20 protein-coding genes are annotated in these 18065 nt (G+C 68.6%); 11 read left to right on the top strand and 9 right to left on the bottom strand.

What is annotated here, in order from left to right:
* Nucleotides 1–3 precede the first annotated feature (3 nt).
* Nucleotides 4–1497, bottom strand: coding sequence for a CocE/NonD family hydrolase (locus tag G7043_RS08450; RefSeq protein WP_166045044.1), 1494 nt, complete (start codon nt 1495–1497; stop codon nt 4–6).
* A gap of 117 nt (nt 1498–1614) precedes the next feature.
* On the opposite strand from G7043_RS08450, the gene G7043_RS08445 reads away from it, so the two are divergent.
* Nucleotides 1615–1953 (top strand): hypothetical protein, encoded by a 339-nt coding sequence (locus tag G7043_RS08445; protein ID WP_166045043.1) that lies wholly within the window; start codon nt 1615–1617, stop codon nt 1951–1953.
* The gene (locus G7043_RS08440) at nt 1953–2864 is read left to right on the top strand and encodes a glucosyl-3-phosphoglycerate synthase (protein WP_166045042.1); all 912 of its coding nucleotides are present in this window, start codon (nt 1953–1955) and stop codon (nt 2862–2864) included. Before G7043_RS08445 ends, G7043_RS08440 begins: the two co-directional genes overlap by 1 nt.
* Here the strand turns inward: G7043_RS08440 and G7043_RS49815 are convergent.
* From G7043_RS49815 to G7043_RS08420, 4 genes are read right to left on the bottom strand one after another with little or no spacing between them, the layout of a single operon-like run.
* Nucleotides 2796–4097: an amino acid ABC transporter ATP-binding/permease protein gene (locus G7043_RS49815; RefSeq protein ID WP_166045041.1), complete on the bottom strand. Its 1302-nt coding sequence runs from the start codon at nt 4095–4097 to the stop codon at nt 2796–2798. The genes G7043_RS08440 and G7043_RS49815 overlap by 69 nt on opposite strands.
* On the bottom strand, nt 4094–5443 hold the full coding sequence (locus tag G7043_RS08430; RefSeq protein WP_166045040.1) for an ABC transporter ATP-binding protein/permease: 1350 nt from the start codon (nt 5441–5443) through the stop codon (nt 4094–4096). The genes G7043_RS49815 and G7043_RS08430 overlap by 4 nt, the downstream gene beginning before the upstream one ends.
* Entirely contained in the window at nt 5413–6036 is a 624-nt protein-coding gene (locus G7043_RS08425; RefSeq protein ID WP_166045039.1) for a cytochrome d ubiquinol oxidase subunit II, read from the bottom strand. The genes G7043_RS08430 and G7043_RS08425 overlap by 31 nt, the downstream gene beginning before the upstream one ends.
* Nucleotides 6036–7196 (bottom strand): cytochrome ubiquinol oxidase subunit I, encoded by a 1161-nt coding sequence (locus G7043_RS08420; protein ID WP_166045038.1) that lies wholly within the window; start codon nt 7194–7196, stop codon nt 6036–6038. The genes G7043_RS08425 and G7043_RS08420 overlap by 1 nt, the downstream gene beginning before the upstream one ends.
* 210 nt (nt 7197–7406) lie before the next feature.
* Between G7043_RS08420 and G7043_RS08415 the strand changes: the two genes are divergently transcribed.
* The 5 genes from G7043_RS08415 to G7043_RS08395 are packed head-to-tail and all read left to right on the top strand — an operon-like array spanning nt 7407 to nt 9627.
* A complete protein-coding gene (locus G7043_RS08415; RefSeq protein ID WP_166045037.1) occupies nt 7407–7745 on the top strand; it encodes a PadR family transcriptional regulator in 339 nt (112 codons plus the stop codon).
* Nucleotides 7730–8407 carry a permease prefix domain 1-containing protein gene (locus G7043_RS08410; RefSeq protein WP_166045036.1) on the top strand — a complete coding sequence of 226 codons (678 nt, stop codon included), beginning with the start codon at nt 7730–7732 and terminating at the stop codon, nt 8405–8407. The genes G7043_RS08415 and G7043_RS08410 overlap by 16 nt, the downstream gene beginning before the upstream one ends.
* A complete protein-coding gene (locus G7043_RS08405) occupies nt 8404–8700 on the top strand; it encodes a DivIVA domain-containing protein (RefSeq protein ID WP_166045035.1) in 297 nt (98 codons plus the stop codon). The genes G7043_RS08410 and G7043_RS08405 overlap by 4 nt, the downstream gene beginning before the upstream one ends.
* Nucleotides 8687–9085, top strand: a complete 399-nt coding sequence (locus G7043_RS08400) for an SRPBCC family protein (protein ID WP_166045034.1) — start codon at nt 8687–8689, stop codon at nt 9083–9085. The genes G7043_RS08405 and G7043_RS08400 overlap by 14 nt, the downstream gene beginning before the upstream one ends.
* Nucleotides 9085–9627 (top strand): DNA-3-methyladenine glycosylase I, encoded by a 543-nt coding sequence (locus G7043_RS08395; RefSeq protein WP_166045681.1) that lies wholly within the window; start codon nt 9085–9087, stop codon nt 9625–9627. The genes G7043_RS08400 and G7043_RS08395 overlap by 1 nt, the downstream gene beginning before the upstream one ends.
* A 16-nt stretch (nt 9628–9643) precedes the next feature.
* Here the strand turns inward: G7043_RS08395 and G7043_RS08390 are convergent, their stop codons facing one another.
* The 3 genes from G7043_RS08390 to G7043_RS08380 are packed head-to-tail and all read right to left on the bottom strand — an operon-like array spanning nt 9644 to nt 11521.
* The gene (locus tag G7043_RS08390) at nt 9644–9880 is read right to left on the bottom strand and encodes a hypothetical protein (RefSeq protein ID WP_166045033.1); all 237 of its coding nucleotides are present in this window, start codon (nt 9878–9880) and stop codon (nt 9644–9646) included.
* 47 nt (nt 9881–9927) lie between these two features.
* Complete coding sequence (locus G7043_RS08385) at nt 9928–10713, bottom strand: enoyl-CoA hydratase-related protein (protein ID WP_166045032.1); 786 nt, start codon at nt 10711–10713, stop codon at nt 9928–9930.
* A gap of 10 nt (nt 10714–10723) precedes the next feature.
* A complete protein-coding gene (locus G7043_RS08380; RefSeq protein WP_166045031.1) occupies nt 10724–11521 on the bottom strand; it encodes a PaaX family transcriptional regulator in 798 nt (265 codons plus the stop codon).
* 230 nt (nt 11522–11751) lie between these two features.
* Between G7043_RS08380 and G7043_RS08375 the strand changes: the two genes are divergently transcribed.
* From G7043_RS08375 to G7043_RS49810, 3 genes are all read left to right on the top strand, one after another.
* Complete coding sequence (locus G7043_RS08375; RefSeq protein WP_065914675.1) at nt 11752–11919, top strand: DUF3117 domain-containing protein; 168 nt, start codon at nt 11752–11754, stop codon at nt 11917–11919.
* 95 nt (nt 11920–12014) lie between these two features.
* On the top strand, nt 12015–13466 hold the full coding sequence (locus G7043_RS08370) for a leucyl aminopeptidase family protein (protein WP_207310893.1): 1452 nt from the start codon (nt 12015–12017) through the stop codon (nt 13464–13466).
* Nucleotides 13467–13555: 89 nt separating this feature from the next.
* Nucleotides 13556–15154 carry a membrane dipeptidase gene (locus G7043_RS49810; protein ID WP_166045029.1) on the top strand — a complete coding sequence of 533 codons (1599 nt, stop codon included), beginning with the start codon at nt 13556–13558 and terminating at the stop codon, nt 15152–15154.
* On the opposite strand, the gene G7043_RS08360 is transcribed toward G7043_RS49810, so the two are convergent.
* Nucleotides 15136–16029, bottom strand: coding sequence for a LysR family transcriptional regulator (locus tag G7043_RS08360; protein ID WP_313887757.1), 894 nt, complete (start codon nt 16027–16029; stop codon nt 15136–15138). The genes G7043_RS49810 and G7043_RS08360 overlap by 19 nt on opposite strands.
* Before the next feature lie 52 nt (nt 16030–16081).
* On the opposite strand from G7043_RS08360, the gene G7043_RS08355 reads away from it, so the two are divergent.
* Nucleotides 16082–17326 carry an MFS transporter gene (locus G7043_RS08355; protein WP_166045027.1) on the top strand — a complete coding sequence of 415 codons (1245 nt, stop codon included), beginning with the start codon at nt 16082–16084 and terminating at the stop codon, nt 17324–17326.
* Nucleotides 17327–18065: the final 739 nt, after the last annotated feature.

Here is an 18065-nt window from a genome sequence, read left to right as displayed (position 1 = left end):
TTCTTACGCCTTCGGAACCGTGAGGCTCGACGGTCCGAAGGTGACGGTTGAGCCACGGGTCGACTCGGTGAGGTAACGCGGGTCGGCCGTGTCGATCACCAGCGCCAGCCGGTTGCCGGAACCGACGTTCCACACCGTCGGCTCGAGTTCCACGTCGAGCGTCTGCGTGCGGCCGGCGCCGGTCACCTTGATCGGCTTGTGCGTGACCAGCGCGCCGAGGCCCAGCGGTCCGACCTCGTACAGGTACGCGAACAGCGTGGTGGTTTCCGCGCTGGGCGTGACCTGCAGCTTGAGCTTCGGCGTGCCGGCGAGCGTCGCGCCCCTCGGGTACTGGGGTCCGCTCCACACGCCCGCCACGCTGCGGTCGATGAACGGCAGCGCCACCCCGGTCGGGATGTTCAGGAACCCTTGCAGCGCACCGGAGACCAGGACTGTGCCGCTGTCGGCGACCGTGTTCCAGCCCGCGTGGATCTTCCTGCCGTCGAGCTGCACCGTGTCGGCGTTGCCCGCAGGCCACGCGCCGAACTTCTTCCACGTGCCGCCGTTGTTGGGCTTGAGCTGCACCGGCTGTTCGGCGTCGATGCCGTTGGCCGTGCCCTTGACGTAGCGGTCGAACCAGCGGCCGACGGACTCCCAGATCTCGTTGGGCAGCCCTGCCGCGCCGAAGAGTTCGGCGGTGGCGTGGTCACCCGGCGAGAGCATGAGCCGCTTGGGACCGGTGAGCTTGCCGTAGAAGTCCGCGACCTGGCCCGGTGCGAAGAGGCCGTCGTTCCAGGCGTTGCCGATCATCACCGCGGTGCCGTTGGCGTTGATCTGGTCGATCTTCGAGGCGGCCGACCGTCCCGCGGAGATCGGCACGACCTCCCAGAACCTGCCGTCGCGGTAGGCGTCCTCGGCTTCCTGCAGGACGGGTCCGGGACGTCCGGTGGCGTGTCCCGCGGCCAGCAGGAGCTCGACGGCCTGCTTGCTGACGGTGTTGTTCGGGTAGAGCGAGCGGGCCAGGTCGGTCCACGTGCTCAGCGCGGCCGCGGCCTTGATGCGCTTGTCGTTCGCCGCAGCCAGCAGGGACTGCCCGGCGCCGTAGGAGATTCCGGCCGCGCCGACCTTGGTGCCGTCGGCGTGCGCGTTGGCGATGGCCCAGTCGATGACTTTGCTGACGTCACCGACCGTCTCCGGACCGGCGATGTCGATCTCGCCGCCGGAGTCCCAGAAGCCGCGGCTGGTGTAGCTCACCACGACGTAGCCGGACTCCTTGGCGAGCTTGGCCGCCGCGCCGACGTACTCGATGTTCGGCACCGCCCAGCTGGACGGCAGGACGAGCAGCGGGAAGGGGCCGCTGCCCTGGCCGGTGGGTTCGACGACGAAGGCCTTCAGGGACGTGCCGCCGACGCCGGGGATGGTCTCGTAGGAGATCTGGTGTCCGGGAGCCGCGACGGCAGCCGGAGCACCGAGCAGGGTTGAGAGGAGTACCAGGACTGAAACAAGTGATCGTCGCACGCTGGTCCTCCTTGACCATGACGTAGATCACACAGGGTTGTTACTGGGGAGTAAAGCAGATTGCTACTCGTGGGTAGCAAGAAGCTGTGAGCCAGCTCACTGTTTACGCTGAGTGGCGTGAACCGATTCCGCGTCAGTGAGCTGCCGAACGACCGCGTGCTCGTCGTGGCGCATCTGACCAGCGCGGATTCCGTGAATCAAGCGATTGCCGACGGCGCCGATGTCGTCGAGTTCAACGGCGATCTGGAATTGCCGAAGCTGTCCGAAACGTTGGATGTGGTGACGATCCCGCCAGGGGATGAGGATTTCACTCTCGCGGCTGCCACAGTGGCTGCGATGTCCGGAGCACGCGCCGTTCGTGCATCCGACGTGCGGCAGGCGAGGAAGGTCGTGGAGATGGTCGCGAGCGTGACGGGAACCCGTCCGCCGGCCCGAGCGGTGCGGGCGCTCGCCTGATGCTGCCCTCCGTCGAAGCCTGGTTCGCCACGCACACCTGGCAGCAGCCGTCCTGGACCGTCGACGAACTGGTGGCCCTGAAGCGCGGCCGGACCGTGTCCGTCGTCCTGCCCGCGTTGAACGAGGAAGACACCGTCGGTGACGTCGTCGCCGTGGTCCGGCCGTTGCTCGGGACCCTCGTCGACGAGCTGGTGGTGATGGACTCCGGGTCGACCGACCGGACCGTTGCCGTTGCCGAAGCAGCCGGAGCGCGGGTCGTGTTGCGTTCCGACGTGGTGCCGTGGCTGGAACCGTTGCCCGGCAAGGGTGAGGTGTTGTGGCGGTCGCTGGCCGCGACCTCCGGGGACCTGATCGTGTTCCTGGACTCCGATCTGGTGGAACCGGAGACGGCCTTCGTGACGGCGTTGCTGGGGCCGTTGTTGCTGGACGCCGACGTGCACCTGGTGAAGGGGTTCTACCGGCGGCCGTTGCGGTTGGAGAGCTCCGGCGGTGGCCGGGTCACCGAGCTGGTGGCGCGGCCGTTGCTGAACACGTTGCGGCCGGAGCTTTCCGGTGTGGTGCAACCGCTCGGCGGCGAGTACGCGGCCACGCGGTCCTTTTTGGAGTCCGTGCCGTTCGCGGCCGGGTACGGGGTGGAGATCGGCCTGCTGCTCGACGTGCACCGGATCTACGGGCTGTCGGCGTTGGCACAGGTCAACTTGGGTGTGCGCAAGCATCGGAACCGGTCGCTGCTGCAGCTCGGGGTGATGTCCTCGCAGATCATGGGAACGGCATTGGCTCGGTGCGGGGTTCGTGCGGAAGCCGGGCCGCTGACGCAGTTCGTGCAGGTCGGCGGGGAGTGGCTACCCGACTCGACCGACGTGCTCGTGGCTGATCGGCCCCCGATGACGCACGTGGTCGAAGAGTCGTAGCTGCTCCTCGCGGTGGGTCACGACCAGTGCGGTGCCCTGGCAGTTGTCGAGGATCTTGCCGAGCACGCGGTCGGCCTGTTCGGGGTCGAGGCCTTCCGTCGGCTCGTCCATGAGCAGGACCTCCGGGTTCGCCAGCACTGACCTGGTGAGGATCAGGCGCTGACGCTGGCCGCCGGAGATCTCCTCGCCGCGTTCGCCGACGACCTGGTCCCAGTCGAGGTCGAGCTCGGTCGTCGCGGCCGCTCGGTCCAGTTCTTCCTGCGTGGCATCGGGTTTGGCGAGCAGGACGTTCGTGCGGACCGTGGTGTGGAAGACGTGTGCGTCGGCCAGTGCGCCTTTGCTCGGTTCCAGCTGGCGCGCGATGGCGTTGAGCAGCGTGGTCTTTCCCGCGCCACTCGGGCCGACGATCGCGGTCTTGCCTTGCAGCTGCGGGGTTTCCGGGTGGTGGGGCGGTTCGGGTTCGTCGGTCGGTTCCGGGTTCGGCTTCGACAGCGCGGCCAGCGGGACGGTGATCTCGAACGTCGCGATGGCCGCCATGATGAGCCAGGCCGGTTCGTGCTGGGCGAGCATGAGCAGTGCGGCGCCGAACTGGACGGCGATCGCCAGCGGAGTCAGGTCTCGGGTGCGTTCCTGGCGGGACAGCTCTTTCGCGGTTTTGGTGGCTGTGTGGAGTTTTTCGTCGAACAGGCCGTAGGCGATCAGTTCTTCTTTGCTGTGGACCAGTTCGGTGGTTTGTTCGGTCAGCCTGGCACGCAACGGGGTGAGGTTTTGCGGGTTGCGGATCGCGAGCCAGGGCAGCACCGCCAGGTTGATCAGCAGGCCCGCGATCAGCGGCAGCGAGAAGCCCGATGCGGCGATGACCGTGGCGCTCACCAGTGCCGCGGTGATCCACGGCAGCGTGGTGCGCAGCTGCGTGTCGAGGTGCTGGTCGACGTTCGTGACGATGCGGGTGAGCGCCGTGCCGGACGGGACGTGCCGGCGGTGCACGAGGTCGTCGTAGACCCGGCCGCGCAGTTCGACGGCTTCGCTGAGCACGGCCTTGTGGCTGGTCAGGCGTTCGAGGTAGCGCAGGGCGCCCTTGGCGAGCGCGAGCGTGCGGACCGCGACGATCGCCACGGTCAGCGCCTGCATCGGCGGGTGCTCGGCGGCGCGCATGATCAGCCAGGTCGCCGTCGCGGTGAGGCCGACACCCGCCAGTTCGGCGAGCGTGCCGACGAAGATCGCGAGCTTCACACCGTCACCACCCTGTTGACTTCGTTGAGCAGCGTTGGCCGGTGCGCCACGATCACGGCCGTGCGGCCTTTCGTGAACTCCCGGGTTGCTTGCAGCACCAGGGATTCGGTCTCCGCGTCGAGGTGCGCGGTCGGTTCGTCGAGCAGGAACAACCCGGCGTGCTGACGGTCCAGCGCCTTGGCCAGTGCGACGCGTTGTTGCTCGCCGGACGAGAGGTTCGCGGGGACGAGCGTGGGCCGTTGCGGTACCCACGACAGCGCTTCCAGCCACTTGGTCCTGTCGATCTTCTGCAGGTCGACGCCACCGACGAGGACGCGGCCGTCATCAGGACGCACGAAACCCAGCAACAGCCCGAGAATCGTGCTCTTGCCCGCGCCGCTCGGGCCGACCAGCGCGATCCGCTCGCCGGGCTTGATGGTGAGCGAGAAGTTCTTGAGGCTGCGGACGCTCACGTTGTCGAACACGATCTCGGCCTGGGCGAGATCCGGCGGGGTCTGGCCGGTGTGATCGGTCGTCGCGGGCAGTTTGGTGAGCACTTCGCGGCCCTGTGCGCTCGCGTGGTACTGCGCCCCGGCGGCCCTGAGCGGCAGAAACGCTTCCGGGGCGAGGAAAAGCACGAGGAGCGCGGTGTGCAGCGGCACGCCGCCGTCGAGCAGCCTGAGCCCGACCGGCACCGCGACCATCGCCACCGACATCGTCGCGACCAGTTCCAGCACGAACGCCGACAGGAACGCGACTTTGAGTGCGGACATGGTCTCGGTCATGTGTTGCGCGGCCAGTTGCCGGACGGTCCTGGACTGCGCCTCGGCCCGGCCGAACGCCTTCAGCGTGCCGATGCCTTTGACCACGTCGAGGAAGTGCCCGCCGAGCGTGGCCAACGCGGTCCACTGGCGGGCGGTTCGCTCACGCGTGTGCGCGCCCACCAGTGCACCGAAGATCGGGATCAACGGCAGCGTGAGCAGGATCGTCAGGGCGGCGGTCAGGTCCGCGAAGGCCAGCCTCGTGACGACCGCCAGTGGTACCGCGATCGCCAGGATCTGCTGTGGCAGGTACCCGACGACGTACGGCGTCACGTCGTGCACGCCGCGCGTCACCAGCGTGGCGACCTCGCCGGCTTTGGTGCCCGGCTCGCGCAGGAACGCTTGTCGCAGTCGCGTACGGGTGCGTTCGGCGGCCCGGTGCGCCCACTCGCGGTGGACCCACCACACGAGCACCCGTGCACCGATGACCAGGCACAGCAACAGAAGTCCGGCACCGCCGCTGATCACCGACGCCAGGAGTTCGGCCTGGGCCAGCACCAGGAACGGGATCGGGATCAGCGCGAGGAGATGGCGACGGTCGACCATTGCAGCAACACCACCAGCGGGATGATCGGGATCGCGACCCACGCGAGCAGGCCGAGCGTGTCGACGTGCGCCATCAGTCCGGTCGTGTCGATCGAGCTGAACGCGAGCGGGATCGGCAACGCGCAGAGCAGCGCGGTGACCGGGAACAACTTCCAGTTCCTGGTTTGGAACACCCAACCGTGCAGCGCGAACAGCACTGGCATGACGAGCGCCAACGGCCAGGGCGCTTCCATCAGATGCGCCAGGAACAGCCCCCAGCCAACGGAAACCATCAGTGCACCGGTGAACACCAGCCACCACCACAACCGCAGCTGCACCGCGGCCATGAACAGCACCAACCCCGCCAGCACCAGCGTGAACGTGCTGTGTGCGCCGGACAGGAGTTCGCCTTCGAGCCGCGGGAACGCCGCGAACAGCACCCCGATCGCGGCGACCAGCCACACCTCGTTGCCCAGGAAGAACGGCGTCATCCGTTGCAGTGCTTCTTCGCGGCGACGGAACGGCAGCAGCAACCCGGTGCCGTAGTCGAAACCGGCCAACGCGAAGTAGCCGACGGTCAGCGTGCCGAGCACGACGAGCCAGAGGGTTTCCATCAGAGCGACACCACCAACGGCGAGACAGGAGCGGGCGCGACGTCAGGACCACGACGGACCGCACGTGCGATCAACGCCCAGTCGACGCAGGCCAGCAACACGAACAGGGACGTGAAGACGATGAGCGACAACAGGATCTGCTGAGGTTCCACATGGGACACCGCGTCTTCGGTCTTGAGCAGCCCGTAGATCAGCCACGGCTGGCGCCCGATCTCGCGGAACATCCACCCGAAGATGGCCGCCATGAACGGCAGCGGAATGCCGATCACCATGAGGTACAACGGGAATCGCAGCCGGATCACCGCGTCCTTGATCAGCAACGGCAGCGTGACCCAGCTGACCATCGTGAGCGTCATCCCGATCAGGATCATGAACCCGAGCGGTGCCCCGACCCAAGGCGTCGCCTCGGTCTTGCCCGGCTGGAACTCCGCGATGATCGGGAACTGCGCGAACCCCGCCCCGATCAGCGACGGCGTGGCGAGCGCGGTCGTGATCACGCCCATCCGCAGCGACCGCCGGAAGAAGTCGACCTCGGGAGTCCGCTTGATGAAGTGGTACGCCGACACCCCGGTCAGGAACACGCCGCCGACCGTGATCGACGCGAAGATCACGTGCATCAGGGCGGAGTTGAACGTCGGATTGCTCAGCAACGCGCTGAAGTCGTCGAGCCGCAGGACGTTCCCCTCGACCCGGTAGCCCACGGGGTGCTGCAGGAACCCGTTCGCCGCCATGATCCAGAACGCCGACGCGTACGCGGTGAGCGCGGTCAGGTACAGCAGCGCCAGGTGGACCCAGCGGTTGAGCTTGCCCCAGCCGAAGATCCACAGCCCCAGGAACGTCGACTCCAGGAAGAACGCGATCAGCGTCTCCAGCGCGAGCGGTGCCCCGAACACGTCGCCGGCGTAGGTCGCGAGCCCCGACCAGTTCAGCCCGAACTGGAACTCCATCACGATGCCGGTGACGATCCCGAGCGCGTAGTTGATCACGTAGATCCGGCCCCAGAACCGCGTCATCCGCTCGTGCACGGGCGCGCCGGTGATCGTGAACCGCGTCTGCATGATCACGAGCAGGGTGATCAGGCCCAGCGTGAGCAGCACGAACAGGAAGTGGAACGACGTCGTCAACGCGAACTGGAGTCTGGCGAGGTCTACTGCGCTCATGAGTAGGGACGCTATATGTAGGTCCGCTACTTATGAACGCTCGCGCCGCGATCTCAGGGGGATCTCAGGGACGTCCCTGACGGGAGCTCGAAGCCCCGTCGGGCAGTCTTCATGGCAACAGCTTCGGTACCTCGCGCACCAGCGGAAAGGCCGGAAATCAGGGAGATCTCAGGGGTCGCCCGAGGCCTCGCATCAGTAGAGTCGCTACTCATGAAGCCCGACGCCCTGCGCGGACACCTCGACGCGTTGCTGCTGGCGACGCTCGACGGCAAGCAGCTGCACGGTTACGCGATCATCGAGGCGTTGCAGCAGCACAGCGGGGGCGCGCTGGACCTCCCGACGGGCACGGTCTACCCCGCGCTGCGCAGGCTGGAACGCGCCGGGCACGTCACCAGCGACTGGAGCACGGTCGGCGGCCGCAAACGCCGCACCTACAAGCTGACGCCGACCGGGCAGAAGGCGCTGCACGCCGAGCGCAACGCCTGGCGCGAGTTCACGACGGTCATCGACGGGGTGCTGGGAGGTGGTGGCAAGTGGGCACAGACGTGATCGACAGGTACGTGACCGACCTCGGATCACGGCTCCAGGGCTCGAAGAAGCAGGTTCGCGACCTCATCACCGAGACCCGCGACAGTCTCGAGGACGCCACCGAGGCGCACCTGGAACAGGGCCTCACCGAAACCGAGGCCAGGAAGAAGGCGGTCGAGGAGTTCGGGCCGGTCAAGGAGATCGCGAACGAGTACCAGGCCGAGCTGGCCGTCGCGTACGGCACGAGGACGCTCATCTGGCTGGCGATCATCCTGCCGTTGATGCACATGGCGTGGGAGTACGGCCGGATGCTGCTCATCGGGCCGTGGCAGGACTTCGGCACGCCGCCGCCGTCCTGGTACCTGTTCATCGCCAAGGCCAACGACCTGACCAGCGGTGTCGCGTCCGGGGTCGCGCTCGTGGCGTTGGTGCTCGGCCGGATCCTGGCCCGCAAGTACGACACGAAGCTGCTGGCCAAGCTCGCCGCGGCGATCGCGCTCCTGGCCGTCGGCGTGGTGCTGCTGGGCAACGTCGCGATCCTCGTGGCCACCGCGCACCTGGACGTGAGCAGGCTGATGCAGTCGTTGCCCATGAGCATCGCGAGCCTGATCAGCTGGACCGTGATCATTCGACTCGGACTGCTCGCTCGCCGCTGTCTGAGCTGTGCCACGATCGTCGGGTGACCAACGCCCTGATCTACCTGATCGTGATGGTGGCCGTCGCGGCAGTGGTGTTCCTGCTCGCGGCGTTGGTGTTCGGGCGCGGCGAGGAGCTCGCGCCGCTGCCGCCCGGTGCCTCGCCGACGCGGCTGCCGTCCGACACCATCACCGCGGACGACGTCCGCGAGCTGAAGTTCCAGCAGGTGTTCCGCGGCTACAAGATGAGCGAGGTCGACTGGGTGCTGCAACGTCTGGCGACCGAGGTCGGGGAGCTGCGGGCACGCGTCGAGGAGCTGGAGAGCAGTGACCGAGCTTGAGCTGTCCGTGCAGGTGGCGGCGCCGCCCGCGACGATCTTCAAGGCGATGACCGACTGGGAACGCCAGGGCGAGTGGGTCTTCGGCACTCGTGTCCGGGTCGTCGCCGGGGACGGGGAGTCGGTCGGCAGCGAGATCGACGCGGTCACGTTCGGCGTCAGCGACCGCATGCGGATCACGCGCTGGGACCCGCCGCACGCCGTCGAGGTCGAGCACCTCGGCAAGGTGGTTCGCGGCACGGGCGTGTTCGCGGTCAAGGGCAGTCGTTTCGTGTGGACGGAACGCCTCGACGTGCCGTTCTTCTACCCGTTGGTGAAACCGCTCTTCGTGCTGATGCTGCGCCGGTCGTTGCAGCGGTTCGCCCGTTTCGCCGAGGAGTACCGGTGATCTCGCGCTGCCCGTGGGGTGACTCGACCCCGGACTACGCCGACTACCACGACACCGAGTGGGGCGTGGAGCTGCACGGCACGAACGCCCTGTACGAGCGGATGTCGTTGGAGGCGTTCCAATCCGGGCTGTCGTGGATCACGATCCTGCGCAAGCGGCCCGCGTTCCGCGCGGCTTTCCTCGACTTCGACCCGAAGTTGGTGGCGGAGTTCGGGCCGGCCGACGTGGAACGGCTGATGGCCGACGCGGGGATCGTCCGGAACCGGATGAAGATCGACGCGACCATCCACAACGCCCGCACGATCGTCGAGACCGACGTCGACCTGGACGCTCTGCTGTGGTCGTTCGCGCCTGCCGAACGGAAGAGGCCCGCCACGATCGCGGACGTGCCGGCGATCACGGACGAGTCCAAGGCGATGGCCAAGGAACTGAAGCGCCGCGGCTTCAAGTTCCTCGGCCCCACCACGTGTTACGCGCTGATGCAGGCCACCGGGATGGTCGACGACCACATCGCCACGTGTTTCAGGGCTGACCGCGATTAGAGCCGATGCTGGTCGTTCACGTCGCGCTGTGGCGGGCTGACGTCACCCTCGGCTTTCTGGTGGAAGCCAAGTGGAAGCCGACGAGAAATGGCGACGGGGAAGCTCCCTCGGGCACTTCGGATGTCCGCTGCCCACAGCCGCCGTGCATCAGGAGCCACCAGCGATCATCCAGACAGGAACCAATGAGTTCCAGCACTTCTTCGTCCACAACGGAAAGGTGATCCAGCGAGCCAAGTCGGGCACGGGTGCCCATCGGGCCACCGTGAGGCCCGACGAGCCCGCTATCACACCCGCGCGGCGTCAGCGGCCGATGAACTTCGGCGCCCTCTTGTTCACGAACGCGTCGACGGCCTCGCGGTGATCCTCGGTCGCGCCGCAGTCGGCCTGGGTGCGGCGCTCGGCCTCCAGCGCGTCTTCCAACGTCCCGTCCGCCGCGGCAGCCAGCGCTTCCTTGATCTTCGCGTACGCCGTGGTCGGTCCGGCGGCGAGCTTGGCCGCGAGAAGGTGCGCGGTCTCCTGCAGTTCCTCGTCCGGCACGACCTGGTTGACCATGCCGACCCGCAACGCCTCCTCGGCGCCGACCGGCTGGGCGAGCAGCATCATCTCCATCGCGCGGCCGTGGCCGATCAGCCGCGGCAACGTCCACGACGCGCCGGAGTCCGCGGTCAGGCCCACGTTCGCGAACGCCATCAGGAACTTCGCCGACTTGCCCGCGATGCGCAGGTCCGAGGCGTACGCGAGGGACGCGCCCGCACCGGCCGCGCTGCCGTTGACCGCGGCGATCACCGGCTTCGGCATGCCGATCAGCTCGCGCACGATCGGGTTGTAGTGCTTCTCCACGGTGTGCAGCGGCGCGGGATCACCGGCCTGCAGCAAGCCGATGTGCTCCTTGAGGTCCTGACCCGCGCAGAACGCCCTGCCCGCACCCGTGATCACCACCGCGCGCACCGAGGCGTCGGCCGCGGCCTCCTTCAGCGCGTCGAGGAACGACTCCTTCAGCGCGATGGTGAAGGCGTTGAACGACTCGGGGCGGTTGAACGTGAACGTGCGCACACCATCGGCGTCGTCGACGAGGAGCTCGGACACTGGACCTCCATCAAGCAGTGGAAACGTTGCGAACCGGCCGCAGGCACTCGTCGACGAAACGACTCGTGCCCGGCGCCAGCCGCAGTGTCTGTTCGTCGAAGAACGACGCTGCCGCGTGCCCCGGCCAGTCCGGTGGCAACAGTTCAGCAGGAAGACCGGGATCGCGGAACAGGAACTTCCGCCACGCGTGCAGCAGCTGCTGTGACGCCGCGAACGCCGCGGCGTCGTCTGTTTCGTCCACAACGGACACGGCCGCCCGCCACTGCGCGACGAACGCGGCGTAGTCGCGGCCCAGTTCGGCCAGGTCCCAGGCCTTCGCGGCCAGTTCCGCGTCCGCGCCGTCGTGTGAACCGTGAAAAGTTCGTGCGAGAACCTGCTCCGCGGCCAGCACGTCGGTCAGCTCCGGCGACGGACGCGGCGCGATCCACGTCACAGGGCCGAGCGCGCCGTAGCCGAGCAGTTGCAGCTCCGACGCCAGGTGGTCGCGCGAGTCGCGGCCCGGCATCTCCTCCAGCACCACCACGTGCCAGCGACCGTCCCACGTGGACGGCCCGGTGCGGTAGATGCGGGCGGCGGCCTCGTCGAGCCTTCGTTCCCCGCGAGGTGTCATCGCGTAGCCCGGTCCGTCGGGCAGGCGCACGGGGTGCAGCCAGCCCTGCCGGACCGTGCGTGAAACAGCCGTGCGCACGGCCGGCGCCGCGAATCCCAGGGGTTCGAGCAGCCGGACGAGGGCGGCGATGGTGGCGGCACCACCTCGTTCGCGCAGGTGGCCGCCGTAGACGTCGAAGAGCGCGGAACGGGCTCGCACCCTGCCCAGTCTGTCACGCCGCGCCCGAGAGCGTGCCCCGCCGGTCCGTCCGTGCCGAAAGTGTTGCCTTGTCGTGAAAACGGGTAGTTAACAGGCACAAATCAAGATCCACAACTATCACCCGAACTCGCCAAAAGATCGGTTCGGTTTCGCCCCTGAGTCGCGATAGGGGAGAATGGGGCAGATCCGGCCTGGCCGGACGGGGAAGATGTTGACGGAGGGAGCACGCGATGGCGGCCATGAAGCCCCGGACCGGCGACGGTCCCCTCGAGGTCACCAAGGAGGGACGCGGCATCGTCATGCGCGTGCCGCTCGAGGGTGGTGGGCGCCTTGTCGTCGAGATGTCGGCGGACGAGGCCAGCGCCTTGGGCGACGCGCTGAAGGCCGCCGCCGGCTGAGAGGCATCCCGGCGAGAAGCACGTGAGCCCCGGTTTCCACAGTGGAGACCGGGGCATCGCTTCGTTCTGCCTTGAGTCAGAATGAACGGTCGTTAATGCACAGGGGAGGTCAAGTCGTGGCGTCGACGGTTCCGTCAGTGCCGACCAAGCTCGTCGACGTGGAGGTGGCCACCGCCGCACGTCGCAACACGCCGGCGGTCGTGCTCGCGGCCACCGGACCGGCGCTGGGACCGGGTGGCGACGGCATCGACGCGTCCGAGCTGACCGGCAAAGCCGGCGAGACGGTGCGCCACGACGACGCCTGGACGCTCGGTGTCGGCACCGGTTCGCTGAGCGACTACCGCACGGCGGGTGCGTCACTCGTGCGGGCGCTGAGCGGGGACGACGCGCCCAAGTCCGCCGACGTCCTGCTGACCCCGGACTTCGACGCCGAGAAGATGCGCGCGTTCGTGCTGGGCGCGGCGCTCGGCGGCTACCGCTTCAAGGTCACCGGTGAGGACGGCCCCAAGCGCGTCGGGTCACTCCGGCTCGTCACCGGCGACACCGGCTTCGACGAGGTGCTGACCTCGGCCGCGCTGAAGGCCCACGCGCTCGCCACGGCCACCTCGCTGGCCCGTGATCTCGCGAACACGCCCTCCAACGTCAAGGACCCGCGCTGGCTCGCCACCACGGCCGCCAAGCTCGCGGAGAAGCAGGACGGGCTGTCCGCCGTCGTGCGCGACGAGAAGTGGCTGGCGCAGCAGGGCTTCGGCGGCGTGCTGGCGGTCGGGGGCGGATCGGCGCGCCCGCCGCGGTTGCTGGAGCTGACGTACGGCACCACCGGCCCGCACCTGGTCTTCGTCGGCAAGGGCATCACGTTCGACACCGGCGGCATCTCGATCAAGCCCGCCGACGGCATGCACCTCATGCGCACCGACATGGCGGGCGGCGGCGCGGTGATCTCCGCGCTGCTGGCCGTGGCCAGGCGTGGGCTGCCGGTCCGCGTGACCGGGCTCGTGCCGTGCGCGGAGAACCATGTGGGCGGCGCGGCGTACCGGCCGGGCGACGTCGTGCGGCACTACGGCGGCGCGACCACCGAGGTGCAGAACACCGACGCCGAGGGCCGCATGGTCCTGGCCGACGCCATGGCGTACGCGGTGAAGAACCTCAAGCCGGACCTGATCGTGGACGTCGCCACGCTGACCGGTGCGATGAAGATCTCGCTCGGGCTGCGCACGGGTGCCGTGTTCACCGCGTCCGACGAGATCTCGGCCAACGTGATCGACGCGGGCGCGAAGGTCGGCGAGAAGTGGTGGCGGATGCCGTTGCTGGAGGAGCACGTTGCCGCCGTCAGCAGTGAGATCGCGGACTACAAGCAGTGCCCGTCCGGCCCCGGCGGCATCGCGGCGGCGCTGTTCCTGCAGAAGTTCGTCGGTGACGTGCCGTGGGCGCACCTCGACATCGCGGGGCCCGCACGGTCGGAGAAGGTCTACGACGAGGTCGTCGCGGGTGCCACGGGCTTCGGCGCGCGCACGCTGGTCGAACTGGCCGAAAAATATTCGCGTTAGGCCCTGGATTACCTACGATCGGCCATACGAGACGGCGACGTTCCACGGCATGATGTGAGCTCCTTCACAACGTTGTAGAGGAGCACCTCGTGTTACTCCGCCTGGCTCTCGCCGTCTCGCTGGTCCTGGCGGCGCTCACCCCCGCGTCGGCCGCCACGCCCTGGTGGGAACCAGTGGCGCGGCCGGCGCCGGACTCGCAGATCAACGTCACCGGTGAGCCCTTCAAGGGCACGGACGGCCAGGGCCGGGTGCGCGGGTTCGTCGACGCGCACAACCACCTCATGACCAACGAGGGGTTCGGCGGCCGGCTGATCTGCGGCGCGGCGTTCTCCGAGAAGGGCGTGGCGGACGCGCTCAAGGACTGTCCCGAGCACCACCCGGCGGGCCTGGGCGCGATCTTCGAGGCGATCGTGACGGGCGACTTCGACGGCCACGACCCGGTGGGCTGGCCGACGTTCAAGGACTGGCCGTCCTACACCACGGTCTCGCACCAGCAGAACTACTACGCCTGGCTGGAACGGGCGTGGCGCGGCGGTCAGCGCGTGCTGGTCCAGGACCTCACCAGCAACGCCACGCTGTGCATCATCCACCCGTTCAAGGACCGGTCCTGCGACGAGATGGCGTCGGTCCGGCTGCAGGCCCAGCGCACCTACGAGCTGCAGGCGTTCATCGACAAGATGTTCGGCGGGCCCGGCAAGGGCTGGTTCCGCATCGTCACGTCCGCCGAGCAGGCCCGCGACGTGGTCACGCAGGGCAAGCTCGCCGTGGTGCTGGGCATCGAGACCTCTGAGCTGTTCGGCTGCCGGACGTTCCTCGACATCCCGTTGTGCAACAAGGACAGCATCGACCGCGGCCTCGACGAGATGTACGCGCTCGGGGTGCGCAGCGCGTTCCTGTGCCACAAGTTCGACAACGCGCTGTGCGGTGTCCGGTTCGACTCGGGCACGCAGGGCGGCGTGATCAACGCGGGCCAGTTCCTGCGCACCGGCCAGTGGTGGCAGACCGAGGTGTGCAAGGGCCCGCAGCAGGACAACCCGATCGGCACCGTCGGCCCGAACGCGCTGATCCCGGCGAGTGCCGTCGCGCCGCAGTACGACCCGGCGAAGCGGTGCAACGTGCGCGGTCTGACGTCGCTCGGCGAGTACGCGGTGCAGGGCATGATGAAGCGGCACATGATGATCGAGATCGACCACATGAGCGTGAAGGCCGCCGGTCGCACGCTGGAGCTGGCCGCGCAGAAGAACTACCCCGGCATCGTCTCCAGCCACAGCTGGATGGACGCGCAGTGGACCGAGAAGGTCTACCAGCTCGGCGGCTTCGTGGCGGGTTACGAGAACGACCCCGGTACCTACGTCGCGCAGGCTGCCGCGTACGAACCGTTGCGGCGCAAGTACGACGTGGCCATCGGGTTCGGCTCCGACTACAACGGCGTGGGCTCGCACCCGGCACCGCAGACCGGCGTGACCTACCCGTTCCGCAGCTACCCGGACGGTCCGCTGGTCGACCGGCAGCGCACCGGCGAGCGCGTCTGGGACATCAACGTCGACGGCGGCGCGCACGTCGGTCTGCTGCCGGACTGGGTCGAGAAGGTCCGTCAGCTCGGCGGTGACCAGCTCGTCCAGGACATGCTGGGCGGCGCCGAGTCGTACCTGCGGACGTGGTCGAGCACTCAGCGCTGGCGTTCGTGAGTTTTCAGGGCGTGCTCGCGGAAGGCGCGGACGGCGGGCGGCAGCGGGTGGTTCTTCAGCCATGCCAGCCCGAACGCGCGACCGATGCGCGGGGTCAGCGGTAGTTCACGCACTCCCGCCGGCGGGGTGAACTCCGGGTGGGGCAGCAGGGCGACGCCGAGTCCTGCTGCCACCAGACCGCGCACCGTCTCGGTCTCCTGGCCCTCGAAAGCGATCTTCGGCGTGAACCCGGCGGCCTCGCACAGGTCGTCGGTGATCTGCCGCAGCCCGTAGCCGTGTTCCAGGACGATGAACTCCTCGTGGGCGAGTTCCCCGAGCCGCACGGCCTTGCGCGACGCCAGCCGGTGCGTCGAGGGCACGACGACGATCAGTTCCTGTTCGAACAGGACGGCGGAGGCGAACTCGGGACCGTCGGGCGGCGGAGCGATCAGGGCGAGGTCGATCTCGCCGTCGAGGAGCTTGTCGACCAGCGTCTGGCGGGCGTTCTGGATCAGCCCGAACCGGACGTGCGGGTGCTCGACGCGGAACCCGCGGACCAGTTCCGGTACGACGGACCGGCCGAGCATGTGCAGAAACCCCAGCACCACCCGGCCCTTCTCCGGATCCAGCTCCTCCTCGACCTCGCGCAGGCCGGGTTCGAGCGCGGCCAGCGACCGGGCGGCGGCGTCGGCGAGCAGCCGGCCGGCGCGGGTGAGCCGGACCCTCCTGCCGCTCCTCGTGATGATCGGCGCACCGAGTTGCTCACCGAGCTCGCCGAGCCAGCGGCTGACCGTCGGCTGGGGAAGCCCGACGCGTTCTGCGACACGAGTCACGTGTTCGTCGGCGGCAAGCGCTTTCAGCACTGCCAGCTTCGGGGCCAGCTCCAATTCATCCACGAATTGATTCTGACTCATTTCCGTATTGGACGTATGGCTTAGCGTCGAATGCGTGAACAGGTTGACCGCGTCCATCGCCGCCTCGGGCTTCGCGTGCTTCGCGCTGCTTTACACGCCGCAGCCGGTCATGCCGCAGATCGCCCAGGAGTACGGGCTGGGGCCCAGCGGTGCGTCGCTCGCGCTCTCCGCAGCGACCCTCGCGCTGGCGGCGGCGGTCGTGCCGATCGCGATGCTGTCCGAACGGACCGGGCGCCGGGCGGTGATCGTGGTCAGCGTGCTGACGGCGGCGTTGCTGGGGCTCGTGCTGCCGTTCGCGCCGAACTACGAGCTGTTCCTGCTGCTGCGCGTGCTGCAGGGGATCGCGGCGGCCGGGGTGCCCGCGGCGTCGATGGCCTACCTCGCGGACGAGCTGGACAGCAGGCGGCTCGGCGCCGCGGTGGGCGCGATGATCGCCGGGAACAGCCTGGGCGGCATGTCCGGCCGGATGGTCACCGGCATGACCGCGGACTGGCTGGGATGGCGTGGCTCGGTGCTGCTCGCCGGCGTGTTCGGACTGGTCGCGGCACTGGTGGTGGTGTTCTTCCTGCCCAGGGCGCACGGCCGGCCGAAGCGGGCGCCGCGCGGCATGAAGGCGGCCTTGACGGACCCGGTGCTGCTCTCGCTGTACGCGGTGGCCGTGCTGCTCGTGGGGTCGTTCATCTCGTTCTACAACGTCGCGGGCTTCCAGCTCACCGGTCCGGCATGGCTGGAGACGCTGGTGTTCCTCTTCTACGGGTTCGGCAGCACGTCGGCGGCGTTCGCGGGCAGGCTGGCCGACCGGCACGGCCGTGGTCGCGTGCTGCTGCTGTGCATCGGTGTGCTGGCCCTCGGTGCGCTGGCGAGTCTGCTGTGGGTGCCGCTCGGACTGGCGATCGTCACCGCCGGGTTCTTCGCGGCGCACGCCACGGCGAGTGGCTGGGTCGCCGCGCGCACGCCGGAACATGCCCGTGGCCACGCGTCCGGTCTGTATCTCTGCGGGTTCTACGTGGGCAGCAGCGTCGGTGGCACGTCCGGCAGCACCGCGTACGAGGAGTGGGGCTGGAGCGGCCTGGTCCTGGTGATCCTCGGCTGGCTGCTGCTAGCCGCCATGCTCGCTCAGAACTCCAGGGCGAGGGTGATGCGCGAGTCGAGGGGCGAGATCGCCGTCGTGCCCAGTCGGGGCAGTTCCAGCGCCCCGGACTCCATGCCGACCGTGACCGAGCGTGTGTCCGCGGGGATCTCGACCACGACCGCGAACGGCAGCGGGCCGCCGTCGTAGCGGGCGCCGACCTGCGGAGCGGTCGAGCCGTCCGGAAGTTTGACGGTGATCAGGTCCTTGGTCAGCAGGCCACCGGCGGTGTCCGGGAGGTTGCCGACGGCCTCGACCCGCACCTCCAGCAGTGCCTTGTCCGGCGCGGAGATCGTGGCGACGTCGTACTGGCTCTGGCCGAGTTTGATCGGACGCTGGCGGCCGAGCCGGATGCCGCTGATCTTCATGCCGAGCTCGCGCTCGCCGAAGCGGATCTTCTGGGCCGGCTCGGCGAACTCGGCGGGGGCGGCGGCGCGCTGCAGCACGTGCGGCGGGGTGTCGGTGCGCTTGCCGGACGAGATCTCGACGCGCTGCTCCAGCGACTTGGCGCCCAGGGTGCCGAGGGCGAGGATCTCGGTGCCGGCCTGCGGGTCGGGCACGGTGTAGACGACGAACACCGAACCGCTGGCCGGCAGGCGGTCGGCGGGCAGCAGGTGGCGCTTGCCCGGCACCTCCAGCGCGAGCTCGGACGGCTGCGGGGCGAAACCCTGCCAGTTGGTGCGGTGGAAACCGCTGTCCGTCTCGTAGTACTTCTCGACCTTCATCCGCAGCACGCGCAGCCGGGTGCCGGGCTCGGCGCGCACCGTGCCCTCGGCGGTGAACCAGATGTCCGGGTTCGCCAAACCGGTGACGGCGGTGGCCAGGAGGTCGTCGCGCATCTTCATGTCAACGTTGCCAAGACCGAGGTCGACGTTGGTGCGCTTGCCGT

This window comes from Lentzea alba, from assembly GCF_011067745.1.
Lineage (GTDB): Bacteria > Actinomycetota > Actinomycetes > Mycobacteriales > Pseudonocardiaceae > Lentzea > Lentzea alba.
This window is presented reverse-complemented; position numbering and strand designations above follow the sequence as displayed.